Source organism: Paenibacillus riograndensis SBR5 (assembly GCF_000981585.1).
In the GTDB taxonomy this organism is placed as follows: Bacteria; Bacillota; Bacilli; order Paenibacillales; family Paenibacillaceae; genus Paenibacillus_AQ; species Paenibacillus_AQ riograndensis.
The window spans coordinates 5834929-5850011 of the sequence record NZ_LN831776.1 but is presented as its reverse complement, the minus strand read 5'-3'; the positions used below and the strand labels follow the sequence as shown (position 1 = coordinate 5850011).

Here is a 15083-nt window from a genome sequence, read left to right as displayed (position 1 = left end):
TTTGGTGATGGTAAACGCATACAAATGCATTATGATAGAGAGAGTTGTCCCAAAAAATGTTGTCAAATACAGGAGGTTAGCAAAAATGAAGCAAGCCAACAGCGAAATTCCTGCATTACATGAAATGTTCCGGGAGGCCTTTAAAATAGGGGCTGCCGTCAGTACTGGCATTATAGCTGCCCAGGGTCCTTTCATCGCGAGGCATTACAACAGCATCACAGCCGAGAATGAGATGAAGCCGGCTCTGGTTCAGCCGGAGGAAGGCGAATTCACCTTCGAGGCTGCGGACGGTATCTTCGAATTCGCAGAGTCGCACGGGATCGGCGTCCGGGGGCATACGCTTCTGTGGCATAACCAGACCGGAGACTGGATGTTCCGGGAAGCGGAAGGCGGAACCTGCAGCAGAGAGCAATTGCTTGCCCGCCTGCAGACCCATATCAACACGGTAGTGGGCCGTTACCGGGGACGGGGGTATGCCTGGGATGTAGTGAATGAAGCGATTGAGGATAAAACAGACCAGTACCTGCGGGATACCCGGTGGCTTGAGATCATCGGCGAGGATTATCTCCGCCAGGCCTTTGAAATGGCGCACCAGGCTGACCCTGACGCTCTGCTGTTCTACAACGACTATAATGAGACCGATCCTGTCAAGAGCGGCAAAATCTACAAGCTGGTGCGCAGCCTGCTCGACCAGAATACGCCGATTCACGGCATTGGAATGCAGGGACATTGGAATATCTACGGCCCTTCCATTGAGGAAATCCGCAATGCGCTTAAGCTCTATGCGTCGCTGGGGCTCAAGATCCACGTTACCGAGCTGGATCTCTCCGTGTTCCGTCATGACGACAAACGTACGGATTTGAAAGCGCCAACAGATGAGATGCTGAAGCTCCAAGAGGAGCGTTATGCGGAGATTTTTGCCCTCCTGCTGGAATTCAGAGACTCCATTGATTCGGTGACCTTCTGGGGCGTGGCCGATGATTATACCTGGCTGGACGGCTTCCCCGTCCGGGGACGCAAGAACTGGCCGTTCCTCTTCGATGAGCAGAAGCAGCCGAAGGCTTCATTCGCCCGGCTGGCCGAGCTGGCCGCACCGCAATCCTAATTTATTTTAAGCTGGACACCTTATTATATCTGGAGGGAATCAAATGACAACTCAACTGATGCAGGCTGCCGGCAAGGTACAGCCCAATGGCAATCCGCTGGTGGCGCACAGATACGGAGCCGATCCTTATGCTCTGGTATTCGGGGACAGAGTCTATCTGTACATGACCAATGATGCACTGGAGTATGATGAGAACGGTGTGGTGAAGGAGAACTCCTACAGCAGCATTAATACGATTACTGTAATCTCGTCCGCTGACCTGGTGAACTGGACCGATCATGGTCCGATAGCCGTAGCCGGACCGGAGGGTGCAGCGAAGTGGGCTACCCAGTCGTGGGCACCGGCAGCGGTTCATACCGTGATTAACGGCCAGGATAAGTTCTTCCTCTACTTCGCTAATAATGCCAGCGGCATCGGCGTTCTGTCGAGTGATAGTCCTGTGGGACCATGGGTGGACCCGATCGGGGAGGCGCTGATTCTGCGCTCCACACCTGGGGTAGAGGATGTTACCTGGCTGTTCGACCCGGCGGTGCTGGTGGATGACGACGGCAAGGGGTATATCTACTTCGGAGGCGGCGTCCCGGAAGGACAGTTTGCGGAGCCTGGCACAGCACGGGTGATGCCGCTGGGTGAGGACATGACCAGCGTGGTGGGTACAGCGAAAGTGATTCCAGCCCCGTTCATGTTCGAGGATGCCGGAATCCATAAGTGGAACGGAGTCTACTATTATACCTACTGCTCGAACTTCTATGACGGAGAGCGGCCGGAAGGCAGCCCTCCTGCGGGAGAGATCGCCTATATGACCAGTGATCATCCGATGGGTCCCTGGACGTATCACCGCACGATCCTGAAGAATCCGGGACATTTCTTCGGCGTATCCGGGAACAACCATCATGCGGTCTTCCAGTTCCATGACAGCTGGTATATTGCTTATCACGCCCAGACCTTGTCCAAGGCCCAAGGGATTGCGAACGGTTACCGCTCTACACATCTTAACCGCCTGACTCATAATGAGGATGGGTCTATTCAGGAGATTCATGCGGATTACGAAGGTGTGCAACAGCTTGCCGCGTTGAATCCGTATGAACGTATCCCGGCGGCAACGATGGGCTGGAGCGCGGGAGTGAAGACGGAATTCCTTACTGCCGGAGGCGGGCAGGCGGTTACGGATATTGAGCGCGGCGGCTGGATCGGACTCTCCGGGTTAGACTTCGGCAGCGGAGCGGAGTCATTCCAGGCCTCGGTCCTGAGTCTGGAAGCGGGCGGCATGCTGGAGCTGCATCTGGATGACCCGGCAGGTCCAATCATCGGCAGACTGGCTGTTCCGGCGGCGGACGGCACGCAGGAATGGGTAGAATTGAAGACGGAGGTCCAGGGAGCGGAGGGAGTGCACAACCTCTATCTGGTATTCACAGGAGAGAGCGATAAGAGCCTGTTCAAGCTGGCCGCTTGGCAATTCACAGAGCAAGAGCACTAACTTCAGGGGGGCGGAACATTGAATACAGCCAAAATTACCAATCCAGTGATATGGGCAGATGTCCCGGATGTGGATGTCATCCGGGTCGGCCCTGTGTTCTATATGGTCAGCACCAGCATGCACTCCATGCCGGGCTGCCCGATTATGAAATCGGTGAATCTGAAGGATTGGGAGATAGTGGGTTACGTCTATGACACCTTCGAGGAGAATGAGGCCCACCGGCTGGAGGACGGCGAAGGCATCTATGGCAGCGGCTCCTGGGCCGCATCATTGCGTCACAAGAATGGGACCTTCTATGTATGCTTCTCCTCCAATGACATGGATCAGTTCTATATCTACCAGACCCGGGATATTGAGCACGGACCATGGGAGCGTTCGGTCATTCCGGGGCTGTACCATGACCCGGCGCTGCTGCTTGATGATGACGGACGCAATTACGTGATCTACGGGAACGGGGATATCCGGGTCCAGGAGCTGACAGCGGATCTGACGGCTGTGAAGCCCGGCGGAACGGATCAACTGCTGCTGGAAGGCGAGCGGAAGGACATCATGCTGAGGATAGAAGGCTGTCACGCCCATAAGCGGGACGGCTACTACTTCCTCTTCTTCATTGAATGGCCGTCAGCGGGGAATCAGCGCAGACGCCAGCTGTGCTACCGGTCCAGGGAGCTGCTGGGCCCTTATGAGCACAGGGTTGTTCTGGATGATGATCTGGGCTACCGCAATAACGGCGTGGCGCAAGGCGGGATTGTGGATACTCCGGACGGATACTGGTATGCTGTGCTGTTCCAGGATCACGGGGCTGTCGGACGCATTCCCTGCGTGTTCCCTCTGACTTGGGAGAACAACTGGCCAGTGATCGGGGATGGCGGCAAGGCTCCGCTGTCCTTCGAGACGAAGCTTCCTGCAGGGGAGCCGAAGCCGCTTGTGATCAGCGATGAGTTCGAGTATACGGAGAACCGGCTGGCGCTCCAGTGGCAGTGGAACCACAACCCCGACAACGGACTGTGGTCGGTCACGGAGCGGCCGGGTTATCTGCGGCTGCGCACAGGCCGGATAGCTGACGATGTTCTGCTGGCCCGAAATACGCTGACCCAGCGGACGGAGGGTCCAGCCAGCAGCGCCGAGACGATGCTGCATGTCTCCGGCTTGAGCGCCGGGGACAGGGCAGGTATGGTGGCCCTGCAGAACGGGTACGGCACGGTTGAGGTTGCCGCCGGAGAGCAGGGGCAGCTCGATGTGAATATGTGTATCAACGGTGACAAGGGCACCGAGGTGGTAGAGAGTGTCCCGTTCACGGGTGAGCGAATCGGTCTCAGAATCGATTTCAACTTCGAGGATGGCGTGGACGAGGCCCGGTTCTTCTATTCAGGGGACGGGGAGGTCTGGCATCCCATCGGACAGACGCTGCATATGAAATACACACTGGATCATTTCATGGGCTACCGGATCGGCTTGTTCAATTATGCGACCCGCCAGCCCGGCGGCTATGCTGATTTCGATTATTTCCGTTATCACAGAGAAGAATAAGTCCGGGTCTGGAAATGGGAAGCATATTCGCTGGGTGTCATCGACGTATGCTGCTTGAATATCCTTCCGAAATAAGTCAGGCCCGTGAACCCGACCCTGAAGGCAACCTCCTGAATCGAATACCGGCGAAGCTGGAGCAGGCGGCTGGCCTCATGCACACGCAGCATGTTCACATATTCGATTAAGGTCTTGCCGGTGTTCTTTTTGAACAGATGACAGAAATAGTTGGGGGTCACACAGCAGATCCGTGCGGCCTCCTCTACGGTCAGCGGTTCATGGAAATGGTTGCTGAGATGAATCAGCAGGGGCTGGATGCCCGTCTCCTGCCGGTCTCTTTTTGAAGGCGGTGCTGTGAACTCGGCCAGGGGATAAGCCAGACCCAGGGAAGAGAACAGGCCGCCTTTGATACATAGTTCGTACCCGGGGCTCTTGCTCTGGTAACTGTAGATAATCTGTTCAATACATCCTCTGATCTGCCGGGTGACCGGCTGGTCCGTATCATAGAAGGCGGGCAGCCGGATTTCACCGGAGAGCAGCGGCCGGATATGCTGAAGCTCGGTCAGGTCCCGCATGCCGTTCAGCAGCGCTTCGTTGTAGACAACCGCATACAGCTCACTGCCATCCTCGGTCGGGTAAGCCGCATGAATCTGCGGACGGCTGACGAAGGCAAGCTCGCCCTGCATCAGCTCTCTGGAATGGGGGCCAACCTGCACGCGGAAGCTGCCCTTGGTAATGAGAATCCATTCGAGATGATCATGCCAGTGAGGCGGAATAATACTGCGGTCCGGAAAGCAGATATGAAATACATTGATGGGAAACAGGCCCTCGGGAATTTCCGTGTGCTCTTTTTTCCATGGATAGGGCTTGTCCTCGAGTGTTCCACTCATCTTAATCCCTCCACACAATCGTAATATCGTATGATAGATGCGTACTTTCATGTATAGTATAGCGGCTTTGCACTCTTTATAATGTGGTTGCAACCTTATTATAGAACTGTTGGAGGGATCGCGCTATGTTTCGTGAAGAGAATGGCAGACTAATCAGAGAATATGACCATGAGAGAGTCTGGATAGAGCCTTGGGGAGAGCATTCGCTGCGTATCCGGGCTTCGTATGCGGAGATTACCGATGAGCAGTGGGCGCTTCTGCCTGCTGTGCAGACGCTGAGTCATATATCGATTACCAAAGAGCGCGCGACGATTGTGAACGGGAATATCCGGGCGGAAATAACGGACAAGGGGCAGATCTTCTTCTACAACCAGCATGGCAAGCTGCTCCTTAACGAGACGGAGGATACCTATCAGTTAAAATACGGGGGCAGAGAGCTTAGCGCCATTCCCGGCAGCAGCGACTTCTCCGTGAAGCTCCGGCTGGAAGCGGACCCGTTAGAGAAGCTGTACGGCATGGGGCAGTATCAGCACTCCTTTCTGAATCTGAAGGGCTGTTCGCTGGAGCTGACCCACCGCAACAGCCAGATCAGCATTCCGTTCGTGCTGTCCAGTGCCGGTTACGGGTTCCTGTGGCATAATCCGGCGATTGGACAGGCGCATTTCAGTCTGAATGTGACGGAATGGACAGCCCCATCCTCCAAGCAGCTGGATTATTGGATTACTGCCGGTGACTCGCCTGCCGAGATCGAGGAGGCTTATGCCAAGGCTACGGGAACCGTGCCGATGATGCCGGATTATGGAATGGGGTTCTGGCAGTGCAAGCTCCGCTACCGTACGCAGGAGGAATTGCTGGAGGTGGCGAGGGAGCATAAACGGCGGGGTCTGCCGATTGACGTCATCGTCATTGATTTCTTCCACTGGACGAATCAGGGGGACTGGCGGTTTGACCCGGAATATTGGCCTGATCCTGAGGCAATGGTGCAGGAGCTGCAGGAGCTGGGCATTGAGCTGATGGTCTCGGTCTGGCCGACTGTCCAGACGGAGAGTGAGAATTATAAGGAGATGCTGGAAAAAGGGTACCTGCTGCGCTCAGACCGCGGGGTGCGGACGCAATTCCAGTTCCTTGGACAGAATGCGATCTTCGATGCGACTAATCCGGAAGCCCGCAAGTTCCTGTGGGGACTGATTAAGCAGAATTATTATGACAAAGGGATCAAGGTATTCTGGCTCGATGAGGCGGAGCCGGAGCTGACGGTCTATGACCATGATATCTACCGTTATCATATCGGCTCCAGTAAGCAGATCGGCAATATCTATCCGATGAAATACAGCCAGACCTTCTATGACGGCATGGTCGCTGAAGGCCAGGAGAATATTATCAATCTGGTGCGTACCGCCTGGGCGGGCAGCCAGCGCTACGGGGCGCTTGTATGGTCTGGCGATATTCATTCCAGCTTCAAGGTGCTGGGCATTCAGGTGCGGGCCGGACTGAATATGGCGGTGGCCGGGATTCCATGGTGGACCACCGACATCGGCGGCTTCCACGGCGGCAATCCGGCAGATGCCTCATTCCGGGAGCTGATGGTCCGCTGGTTCCAGTATGGCGCGTTCTCTCCGGTATTCAGGCTGCACGGGGACCGCTCGCCTTTTGTTCCGCCAACCGGAACGCGCGGCGGAGGCGTATGCGGAAGCGGCTCGGATAATGAGGTGTGGAGCTACGGGGAAGAGGCGTATGCCATCTTCAAGGAGTTCATGCAGATGAGAGAGCGGCTGAAGCCGTATATCCGCGGGCTGATGGAGGCTGCACATGAGAAGGGCACGCCGCCTATGCGTCCATTGTTCTATGATTTCCCTCAGGACCCGGCGGCCTGGGATATCGAGGACCAGTATATGTTCGGTCCCGATCTGCTGGTCGCCCCGGTACTGGGTGAGGGTGAACGTGCGCGCAAGGTGTACCTGCCGTCCGGCTCAGAGTGGACCCATGTCTATACCGGCACAGCCTATGCCGGCGGACAGGCTATTAGGATCGATGCGCCGCTCACGCAGATTCCGCTGTTTGTGCGGGATGGTGCCGTGCTGCCGGTTCTTGGCGGGGCTGAGGAGTAAGTAATTCCTCACATGCTCACAACTGCATAAGTTAAACAGAGCAGCGGTTCTCCAGTTTATGGAGGGTCGCTGCTCTGTTATTTGGGTGAGATGTATGCGAAAAAGCGAACACAATGGGCGATGTGAATGCGTGTGGGCCGAATGTATGCGAAAAACCGAACACATTGGGCGGGCGCGAGTGTGCGTGGCCGAATGTATGCGAAAAACCGAACACATTGGCGGGCGCGAGTGCGTGTGGGCCAAATGTATGCGAAAAAGCGAACACAATGGACGGCGCGAGTGCGTGTGGGCCAAATGTATGCGAAAAACTGAACACAATGGACGGCGCGAGTGCGTGTGGGCCAAATGTATGCGAAAAAGCGAACACATTGGGCGGGCGCGAGTGCGTGTGGGCCGGATGTATGCGAAAAAGCGAACACATTGGGCGGGCGCGAGTGCGTGTGGGCCGGATGTATGCGAAAAACCGAATACATTGGGCGGCGCGAGTGTACTTGGGCCGAATGTATGCGAAAAACTAAACACATTGGACGGCGCGAATGTGTGTGGGCCGAATAACCGGGCCATAGACTGGCAAGGGAAGGACCGGCAGCTGTATGCCTCCCTGAAGCAGGAGCATATCATCGATTTCGAGAAGGAATACGGCAGTACCAGCTATCTGTCCGGCTGGCGGATTGTCGGCACGGTCAATGAGAAGGAGATCATCAAGGAGGTACTGAAATCCCGCTATTTTATCCTGTGGTCGGCCTGTGTTATACCGAAAGTACTAATATTTCCTTTACGGCTTCTTTTTTACAAATAATTAGTTTATCATTGCTTCATTCCAAAGATTAGGAGGATTCATCATGCATGGGGTAATAAATCATATAAGCCGGTTGTGTGCAGGGCTTATGCTGCTGGGTGCTGTATCTTATACGGGAGGGGGGCAGGTACTGGCTTCGTCTGTCCAGAGCGGGCAGGTTATCGGGGCAGAGGCTGCGGCTCCGACTGCGGCTCCGGCTGCGGCTGCTGCGGATGTCAGTTCTTCCATGACAGTGCTGGGCAGCCCGTTTAAGAAAGCACCTTACGCGCGTAATGTCTGGGACATGCAGCTTTTTGGCGGCAAAATCTATCTGGGTCACGGCAACAGCAGCAACAATGCGCCTTCGCCCAATGCGGGGCCGGTTCCAATCTATTACTGGGATCTTGCCCAGAATAAATTCTCTGTCCAGGATGTTACATATACCAACCCGGCGACAGGCAAGGTGACTACCAATGTCTATGTCATGGATGAGCAGATCGATACCTTCAAGGTGCTGAACGGGGAGCTGTATATTCCCGGGCATGACTCCAGAGTACCCGGGTGGGCTTATGGGAATTTTTATCGGCTGAACGGGGATCACTGGGACCAATACATGAACATTCCCGGAGGCATCCATGTGTACGATATGGCCTACTACAAAGGCAAGCTGTACGCAGCACTGGGCGCTAACGAAGGGCCCTTGATTTACGTGTCTTCGAACAGGGGAGCGACCTGGACCCGCCTCGGCTCGGTCTCCCAGTACGGTATTATGCGTGCGTATAATCTGTTCGAGCTGGGCGACACACTGTATGCTTCCTCCGCTACGGCAGGGAAGACCCAGGGGATTGCAAATGAGAAGGGGTATATGACCTCCATTAAGCAGAGCAGCAGCGGGGGGGTTCAGACGTCAAAGCTGACTTTTACCAGTACCCAGTTGTTTCCGGGGCTCAGCTTCGTTACCAAACCCGGTGAAGTGAATGTTCCCGGTGTCAGCGGCCAGCCTTGGCTGAAGCTCCTGCGCACGACCCCGGTCAACGACCGGCTGCTCTATATTGCCGGAGTGATCTATAATGATCATCAATCGATCCCGCAGGGGCTCTTCTCGGCCGGGGCTGACTTCCAGAATGTGCGCAAGGAACGGTTGCCTGACTCTGCTGTAGTGCCTATGGATATTCTGGAGCGCGGAGAGACGGTATATGTGCTCGGTTACGTAAAGGAAGCCTCAGGACAATATACGAATGTTGTCTGCCGCAAAAACACTGCCGGCTTCGCAGCCGGCGGAGATGGCTGGAGTGAAGTCTTCCGCTTCAGCGGGGATACGTTCGCCCGTTCCTTCGAGGAACACAATGGCGATTTCTATTTTGGACTGGGGAGTTATGCGGATGTCATTCCGGCTTCCACCGGTACGATTCTGAAGCTGAGTGCGGGGGCTTATTGAAGGATTCTCCCGGGAAGCTCTGCTTCCCGGGAGCAGCTACTCGCCAATAATTGAAATATCCGTGTTGATCCATTGCGCTGTATCTAAGCCTTTGGCCTGCAGGAGCAGCGTGTTGATGATATCCTCGCCCCAGTTCTGCTCGTTCTGTGAGATCACCCGTGTAATTTGGCCGTTCTCCACCGCTTGCTGCAAGGCAGGGGTCAGACCGAGGGCGAGATTATAACGCTTCAGCCCCTTGGCCTTCCAGACCAGAACAGAGCTGGTGCTGGAGACAAAATCCAGATTGACCAGCGCGCTGAAATGGGGGTGGTCCGAGATCATCTGCTCCAGCTGCCCGGCAGCCCGCTCCTCACTGCCGTCATTGTGGCGGATCTCCAGTACATCAATGTCCGTATGCTGAGTCAGGTAAGCCTCAAGTCCCAGCAGGCGTTCCCGGGTGCTCTGCATCCGGGACATCCCAGACTCGACCAGAATCATACCTTTGCCGCTTAGCAGACGTTCCACCGTCTGTCCCATCACTGCGCCGGTTGCCCGGTTATCCGCCCCGATATAGGCTGCTCTCCGGCTGGCAGGCGAATCCGATTCGAAGCAGACCACGGGAATCCCTTGGGCAGCCGCCTTGTTAATCATGGCGGTGAGCGCCTGTGAATCCACGGGTGCAATCGCAATGCCGTCTACGCCCCGCTTAATCATCATCTCCATAATCCGGATCTGCTGTTCCAGATTGGCCTCATCGGGAGCTTGCACCAGCAGCTCCACGTTATGCTTCCGGGCTACGGCCTCCGCCTTCCCGGTGATCATCTCGTAAGTGGCATTTACCATAGGGTAGATAATGCCGAAGGTCAGAGGAGGTTCTTCGTCCGCATGTAACGGGGATTCTCCCGCTCCCTTCTGAGGAGTATCCGCTGCTCCGGCTGACTGGAGGCAGCCGCCAAGCAGGAAGCCTGCCGTCAGCAGCAGGAGAACCACGGACCATCCCCGAAGCCTGTATATACTCACTCATTTCCCGCCCCTCTGCGGATCGTATGAAGCTGATCCTCCGTCTGGCCCTGCTTGCGGAATTCCATGGGCGTCATCCCCGTTACCTTTTTGAACAGGTTGGAGAAATAATGCTGATCGTTGTAGCCGACCAGATAGGCGATTTCAAAGGTTTTGTGTCCCGTTGATTTCAGCAGCTCCTTGGCCCGGTCCATTCGTGTGGCGGTCAGGAATTCCGTGATGGTCTGCCCAGTCGCCTGGCTGAAGGTCTTGCTCAGATGGCTGGGACTGACCCTGACCACTTTGGAGATGTCATTCAGGGAGAGCTGCTCCTTGTCGTATTGCTCACGGATATACTGCTTCACCCGGTCGATCAGCTCACGGTGCTTGTCCGCTCCCTCGGACCGCCATTCCCATAGCCGTTCGTATAACCGTTTGAGATACTGAAGGCCGTCATCGCTACTGGAGATTTGCTTCAGCTGTGTCTGCAATTCTTGGAGTATGCCGGCGTGGCCCGCGGCTGCGCGGAACCCGTTCTTCGCCGTCTGCACCAGCTCCAGGGTGATGTCGTTCATCAGGTAACAGGCGTACCCGGAATTCCAGTTCATCCGTTCAAGCTCCGTGGAGAGCTCCAGCAGGAAGTCGGACATCTGCCTGTGGTCGCCCGACTTCAGGAACTGGACGAGCCGGCTTCTGTCGAGCAGAACTCCATTGGCGCTAGGGTCATAATACACCTCAAGCATGGCGGCGGAATGCATTCTGGACATCTGCTTGAACATCCGGTCATTTTCGGCTTCCAGATAGGAGAGGTGAATGCCCTGAAGGCGTTCGCAGACCTTGCCCCGGCTGACGGACAGCTCCAGCCCGCAGACTTCCCTCAGCCGCTGCTTCGCCGCCGCGCACAACTCATCCAGGGCCTGGTTCATCTGGACCGGATCAGTGCCTTTATAGATCAGGACCGTCTCTGTGCGGCTGCGTTTGTAGATGAAGCTGTCGGCGGCCTCCTTCAACAGACCCGCTAACAGCTCTTCTGAATCCGGTGAAGCGGAGGGAGGCTCCGGCGACTCCTCTATATTAAGCGGATGCAGAGTGAATATGGCGGCGGCGTAATAAGGGGCTGTTAACTGCAGCTCAAGCTGTGCCGCCGATTCGTAGGCAGCAGCGGTGCTGATCAGGCCTCCGCACAGATCCGCGAACAGATTCTCGGGGGTATAGGCATATTTGTGCCTGATCCGCAATTCCTCGTCAATCCGGGCGCTGACGCTGCGCAGAAGCTGCAGCAGATCGGCAGCGCTGAACGGCTTCAGGCAGTAGTCCTCCACCCCCAGGCGCAGCGCCTTCTGGGCGTACTGGAAGTCATCATGGCCGCTGAGGATGATGATTTTGATCTGCGGGAATTTTTGGCGGACGACAGAGGTAAGCTCCAGGCCGTTCATGAACGGCATTTTGATATCGGTAATCAGAATGTCGGGCAGCTGCGCTTCAATGATAGGGAGCGCCAGCTCACCGTCGGGAGCGTCACCGCAATAGTGGAAGCCCTCCTTCTCCCAGTCGATGCATTCCCGGATATTCTCACGGATCAGGATTTCGTCATCCACCAGCATAATCTTCTTCATCACTAGACCCCCTTGTTCTTGGGTATGCGAACTGTAATTTGTGTGCCATAGCCTTCCGAGCTGTCCAGACGGATACCATATTCGGGCCCAAAATACAGCCGCAGTCGCTGATGCACATTCTGCAGGCCGAAGCCGCCCTGACCGGTGTCCTCGGTATCCTCCGACTGGATGGGATGCTCAATCGACTCCCGCAGAATCTCCAGCCGCCCGGCGGGAATGCCGATGCCATTGTCCGAGACTGTAAGCATAATGGAGCCCCCGTCGGTGTAGCCGCCAATGCGGATCAATCCCATGCCCCGCTTATTTTTAATTCCGTGATACAGGGCATTCTCGACCAGCGGCTGCAGGGTCATATTCAGAATCGGATACTCCTGCAGCTCCTCCGCCACCTCCAGCTTGAACTCCAGGATGTCATGGTAGCGCATCTGCTGGATGATCAGATAGCTCTGCACATGGGCAAGCTCGGAGCGGATCTGTATCCAGTCGCGCCCGTTGTTGAGGCTAAGCCGGAAGAACGCGGATAACGCCTTCACCAGCCGGATTACGCCATCGTGATTCCCCGCTTCGGCCATCCAGACAATTGAATCGAGGGTATTGTATAGAAAATGAGGGTTAATCTGCGCCTGAAGCGTCCGCAGCTCTGCCTTCTGCAGCTGCTGCTGCTTGCGGATGCTCTGGGCCAGCAGCTCTTTGATCTGCTCCACCATGATGTTGAAGCTCTGGCCGAGATCGGCAATCTCATCGGTGCCGTCCGGCTTGACTTTGGCTTCCAGATAGCCACTTGCGGTCAGGCGCATCTTGTGCTGGAGCAGCTGGATGGGCCGGGTTAGCCGCCGGGTCAGCAGATAATGGAGCGTGATCGCAAAAATAATGCTCAGCCCCACGCTGATAATAATCAGCTGTCTGATCCGGTTCGCCTCGGCCACAATCTCCTGCAACGGGGCTATGCCGATAATCGTCCAGCCTGTCGCCAGCGAGGAGGTATGGACGATGAACCGGGGCGGGCCGCCCGTCTGAAGCACGAAGCTGCCGCTTCGGCCCTTTTCCCCTGCAGGGATCAGGTTGTCCTGAACGAGAGCCAGCTCTCCCGCCTGCACAGGAGGAACATAGAGGGGGTTGTTCTGTTCGTCCAGCAGGTAGAAGAATCCGGTAGTCCCGATCGTCACCTTGTCGCAGAACTCTTTTAATGAAGGAATCGCTCAGATCCACAATGATATAGCCGATGACCTCATGCGTAATCCGCTGCTTGACCGCCGTCATAATCGAGATCACCCCCTGATCCCCGTAGGTGAATCCGTCTACCCGGTCGTAGCCGGTAATCAGCGGCGGGGGCACCCGGAGGATAAGCTCGGGATTCTGGGATAACGCCTGAAAATGCAGATTGCGCAGCGGGTTGCTGGCGGACTGAAAGATTCCCCGGCGCTCGCTGATGCCTTTGCCGTACAGGTTAATGAGGCTGATGTTGAGCACATTCTCATACTTATAGGTGTCCCGGTAGAGGGTGAAGGTCTGCAGGATGTCCTTGGCCTCCTGATAGGTCTCCGACTGTGAGAACAGAAAGTGGATGACCTGAGGATTATTGCTTAGCTCCAGCAGACGCTCGGTATCCTTGAACAGGTTGTCCATATTCGTTCCCAGCATATCGGCCTGAAGCATGCTTGAAGCCTTGCTGTGACTGGAGATGGATTGATAGGATTTCTGGTAGGAAATGAGGCCGACGGCAATCAGCGGTATGGTGGACAGCACTATGAACAAAGCCAGCAGTTTGGCTCTAAGACTGGAGGAGATCCAGCGTGTGATCCGCATTATCGGGAAGTCCCTTTCACAAGTAGAGTATATGCCGTTCCTAACTCTATTTTATAACAAATACTGGAATACCGAAACAAAAAAAGAAAGCGCAAACAAAATATCCACCTTTTGAATAAAAAAGTACACCAAAGCACCCGACTGGAGGGAACAAACCCAAAATTAGAAAGCAAACGCCAAAGGCTGCCCATATAATACCCTTCTGTAAGCGTTCTATAATGGGCACAACACCGGAACAAGGTGAACGTCAAGGGGGAGGAATAAGGAGATATGAAGAAGCTTGGGAAAGTAGGGGCTGTGCTTGCCCTGACCCTGTCCATGACCCTGTTAGGGGCTTGCAGCAGTAATAACGGCGGGAATACGGCGGCGAATGCAGGTAAGACAGACAGTGCAGCAACGAAGGCACCGGCGGCAAATGCCACCAAAGAGGCCAAGGACATCACGCTCGGCTTCTCACAGGTCGGGGCGGAGAGCGGCTGGCGCAGCGCGAATACGAAATCCATTCAGGATTCAGCCAAGGAAGCGGGCTACACGCTGAAATTCTCGGATGCCCAGCAGAAGCAGGAGAATCAGATCAAGGCACTGCGTTCTTTTATCCAGCAAAAGGTGGATGTCATCTCCTTCTCTCCGGTGGTCGAATCCGGCTGGGATACTGTGCTGAAGGAGGCGAAGGCGGCGGGCATCCCGGTGGTTCTGACAGACCGTGCGGTGGACTCCAAGGATACCTCGCTGTATGTTACCTTCCTGGGCTCCGATTTCGTGGAAGAAGGCCGCAAGGCAGGGAAGTGGCTGACCGAGCAGTATAAGGACGCTTCCGAAGACGTTAACATTGTGGAGCTGCAGGGAACTACAGGCTCTGCTCCGGCCAATGACCGGATGGCAGGCTTCGCCGAGGTCATCAAGGACAATCCGCACCTCAAGGTCATTGCTTCACAGACCGGCGACTTCACCCGCGCCAAGGGCAAGGAAGTCATGCAGGCCTTCCTGAAGGCTAATAAGGATATCGATGTGCTGTATGCCCATAACGACGATATGGCTCTGGGGGCTATTCAAGCGATTGAAGCGGCAGGGCTGAAGCCGGGCCAGGATATCAAGATTATCTCTGTCGATGCCGTGAAGGACGGAATGCAGGCGGCCAGTGAAGGCAAAATCAACTTCATCGTCGAATGCAATCCGCTGCTGGGACCTCAGCTGATGCAGGTCGTTAAGGATGTGGTCGATGGCAAGCAGGTAGAGGCCCGGATCGTGACCGAGGAGACAACCTTCACTTCTGAGCAAGCCAAGGAAGCTTTGCCTAGCCGCCAGTATTAATCAGCAAGCCAATAGAAACCTTGCTCCGGCGGTCCTTGAGCCGCCGGAG

At 55.6% G+C, this 15083-nt stretch carries 12 protein-coding genes; 7 read left to right on the top strand and 5 right to left on the bottom strand.

Translation table 11 applies throughout. The features are described 5' to 3' along the window. Window positions 1-85 precede the first annotated feature (85 nt). The 3 genes from PRIO_RS24830 to PRIO_RS24820 are packed head-to-tail and all read left to right on the top strand — an operon-like array spanning window position 86 to window position 4112. On the top strand, window positions 86-1105 hold the full coding sequence (locus tag PRIO_RS24830; protein WP_020427241.1) for an endo-1,4-beta-xylanase: 1020 nt from the start codon (window positions 86-88) through the stop codon (window positions 1103-1105). A 43-nt stretch (window positions 1106-1148) separates the two neighbouring features. Beyond that, entirely contained in the window at window positions 1149-2582 is a 1434-nt protein-coding gene (locus tag PRIO_RS24825) for a glycoside hydrolase family 43 protein (protein ID WP_020427240.1), read from the top strand. Window positions 2583-2600: 18 nt separating this feature from the next. Further along, the gene (locus tag PRIO_RS24820; RefSeq protein ID WP_046505176.1) at window positions 2601-4112 is read left to right on the top strand and encodes a glycoside hydrolase family 43 protein; all 1512 of its coding nucleotides are present in this window, start codon (window positions 2601-2603) and stop codon (window positions 4110-4112) included. Here PRIO_RS24820 and PRIO_RS24815 read toward each other — a convergent pair. Beyond that, the gene (locus tag PRIO_RS24815) at window positions 4097-4999 is read right to left on the bottom strand and encodes an AraC family transcriptional regulator (protein WP_039786780.1); all 903 of its coding nucleotides are present in this window, start codon (window positions 4997-4999) and stop codon (window positions 4097-4099) included. The genes PRIO_RS24820 and PRIO_RS24815 overlap by 16 nt on opposite strands. A gap of 125 nt (window positions 5000-5124) precedes the next feature. Here PRIO_RS24815 and PRIO_RS24810 point away from each other — a divergent pair, with 125 nt between their 5' ends. From PRIO_RS24810 to PRIO_RS24800, 3 genes are all read left to right on the top strand, one after another. Then, window positions 5125-7107 (top strand): glycoside hydrolase family 31 protein, encoded by a 1983-nt coding sequence (locus tag PRIO_RS24810; protein ID WP_046505172.1) that lies wholly within the window; start codon window positions 5125-5127, stop codon window positions 7105-7107. A 523-nt stretch (window positions 7108-7630) separates the two neighbouring features. After that, window positions 7631-7906 carry a hypothetical protein gene (locus PRIO_RS36225; protein ID WP_039787625.1) on the top strand — a complete coding sequence of 92 codons (276 nt, stop codon included), beginning with the start codon at window positions 7631-7633 and terminating at the stop codon, window positions 7904-7906. Window positions 7907-7949: 43 nt separating this feature from the next. Continuing rightward, on the top strand, window positions 7950-9323 hold the full coding sequence (locus PRIO_RS24800) for a hypothetical protein (RefSeq protein ID WP_046505166.1): 1374 nt from the start codon (window positions 7950-7952) through the stop codon (window positions 9321-9323). A gap of 36 nt (window positions 9324-9359) precedes the next feature. Here the strand turns inward: PRIO_RS24800 and PRIO_RS24795 are convergent, their stop codons facing one another. The 4 genes from PRIO_RS24795 to PRIO_RS37005 are packed head-to-tail and all read right to left on the bottom strand — an operon-like array spanning window position 9360 to window position 13723. After that, entirely contained in the window at window positions 9360-10322 is a 963-nt protein-coding gene (locus tag PRIO_RS24795) for a sugar ABC transporter substrate-binding protein (RefSeq protein ID WP_063822381.1), read from the bottom strand. Then, window positions 10319-11917 carry a response regulator transcription factor gene (locus PRIO_RS24790; RefSeq protein WP_020427929.1) on the bottom strand — a complete coding sequence of 533 codons (1599 nt, stop codon included), beginning with the start codon at window positions 11915-11917 and terminating at the stop codon, window positions 10319-10321. The genes PRIO_RS24795 and PRIO_RS24790 overlap by 4 nt, the downstream gene beginning before the upstream one ends. Window positions 11918-11919: 2 nt before the next feature. Continuing rightward, window positions 11920-12714: a sensor histidine kinase gene (locus PRIO_RS37010; RefSeq protein WP_231869973.1), complete on the bottom strand. Its 795-nt coding sequence runs from the start codon at window positions 12712-12714 to the stop codon at window positions 11920-11922. Beyond that, entirely contained in the window at window positions 12656-13723 is a 1068-nt protein-coding gene (locus PRIO_RS37005; protein WP_231869751.1) for a cache domain-containing protein, read from the bottom strand. Before PRIO_RS37005 ends, PRIO_RS37010 begins: the two co-directional genes overlap by 59 nt. A 270-nt stretch (window positions 13724-13993) precedes the next feature. Between PRIO_RS37005 and PRIO_RS24780 the strand changes: the two genes are divergently transcribed. Further along, the gene (locus PRIO_RS24780) at window positions 13994-15034 is read left to right on the top strand and encodes an ABC transporter substrate-binding protein (protein WP_020427925.1); all 1041 of its coding nucleotides are present in this window, start codon (window positions 13994-13996) and stop codon (window positions 15032-15034) included. Window positions 15035-15083: the final 49 nt, after the last annotated feature.

Coding starts and splice junctions, on each gene's coding strand:
- PRIO_RS24830 (WP_020427241.1), top strand. CDS start 86: ATGAAGCAAGCCAACAGCGAAATTCCTGCATTACATGAAATGTTCCGG.
- PRIO_RS24825 (WP_020427240.1), top strand. CDS start 1,149: ATGACAACTCAACTGATGCAGGCTGCCGGCAAGGTACAGCCCAATGGC.
- PRIO_RS24815 (WP_039786780.1), bottom strand. CDS start 4,999: ATGAGTGGAACACTCGAGGACAAGCCCTATCCATGGAAAAAAGAGCAC.
- PRIO_RS24810 (WP_046505172.1), top strand. CDS start 5,125: ATGTTTCGTGAAGAGAATGGCAGACTAATCAGAGAATATGACCATGAG.
- PRIO_RS24800 (WP_046505166.1), top strand. CDS start 7,950: ATGCATGGGGTAATAAATCATATAAGCCGGTTGTGTGCAGGGCTTATG.
- PRIO_RS24790 (WP_020427929.1), bottom strand. CDS start 11,917: ATGAAGAAGATTATGCTGGTGGATGACGAAATCCTGATCCGTGAGAAT.
- PRIO_RS37010 (WP_231869973.1), bottom strand. CDS start 12,714: ATGCGCCTGACCGCAAGTGGCTATCTGGAAGCCAAAGTCAAGCCGGAC.
- PRIO_RS37005 (WP_231869751.1), bottom strand. CDS start 13,723: ATGCGGATCACACGCTGGATCTCCTCCAGTCTTAGAGCCAAACTGCTG.
- PRIO_RS24780 (WP_020427925.1), top strand. CDS start 13,994: ATGAAGAAGCTTGGGAAAGTAGGGGCTGTGCTTGCCCTGACCCTGTCC.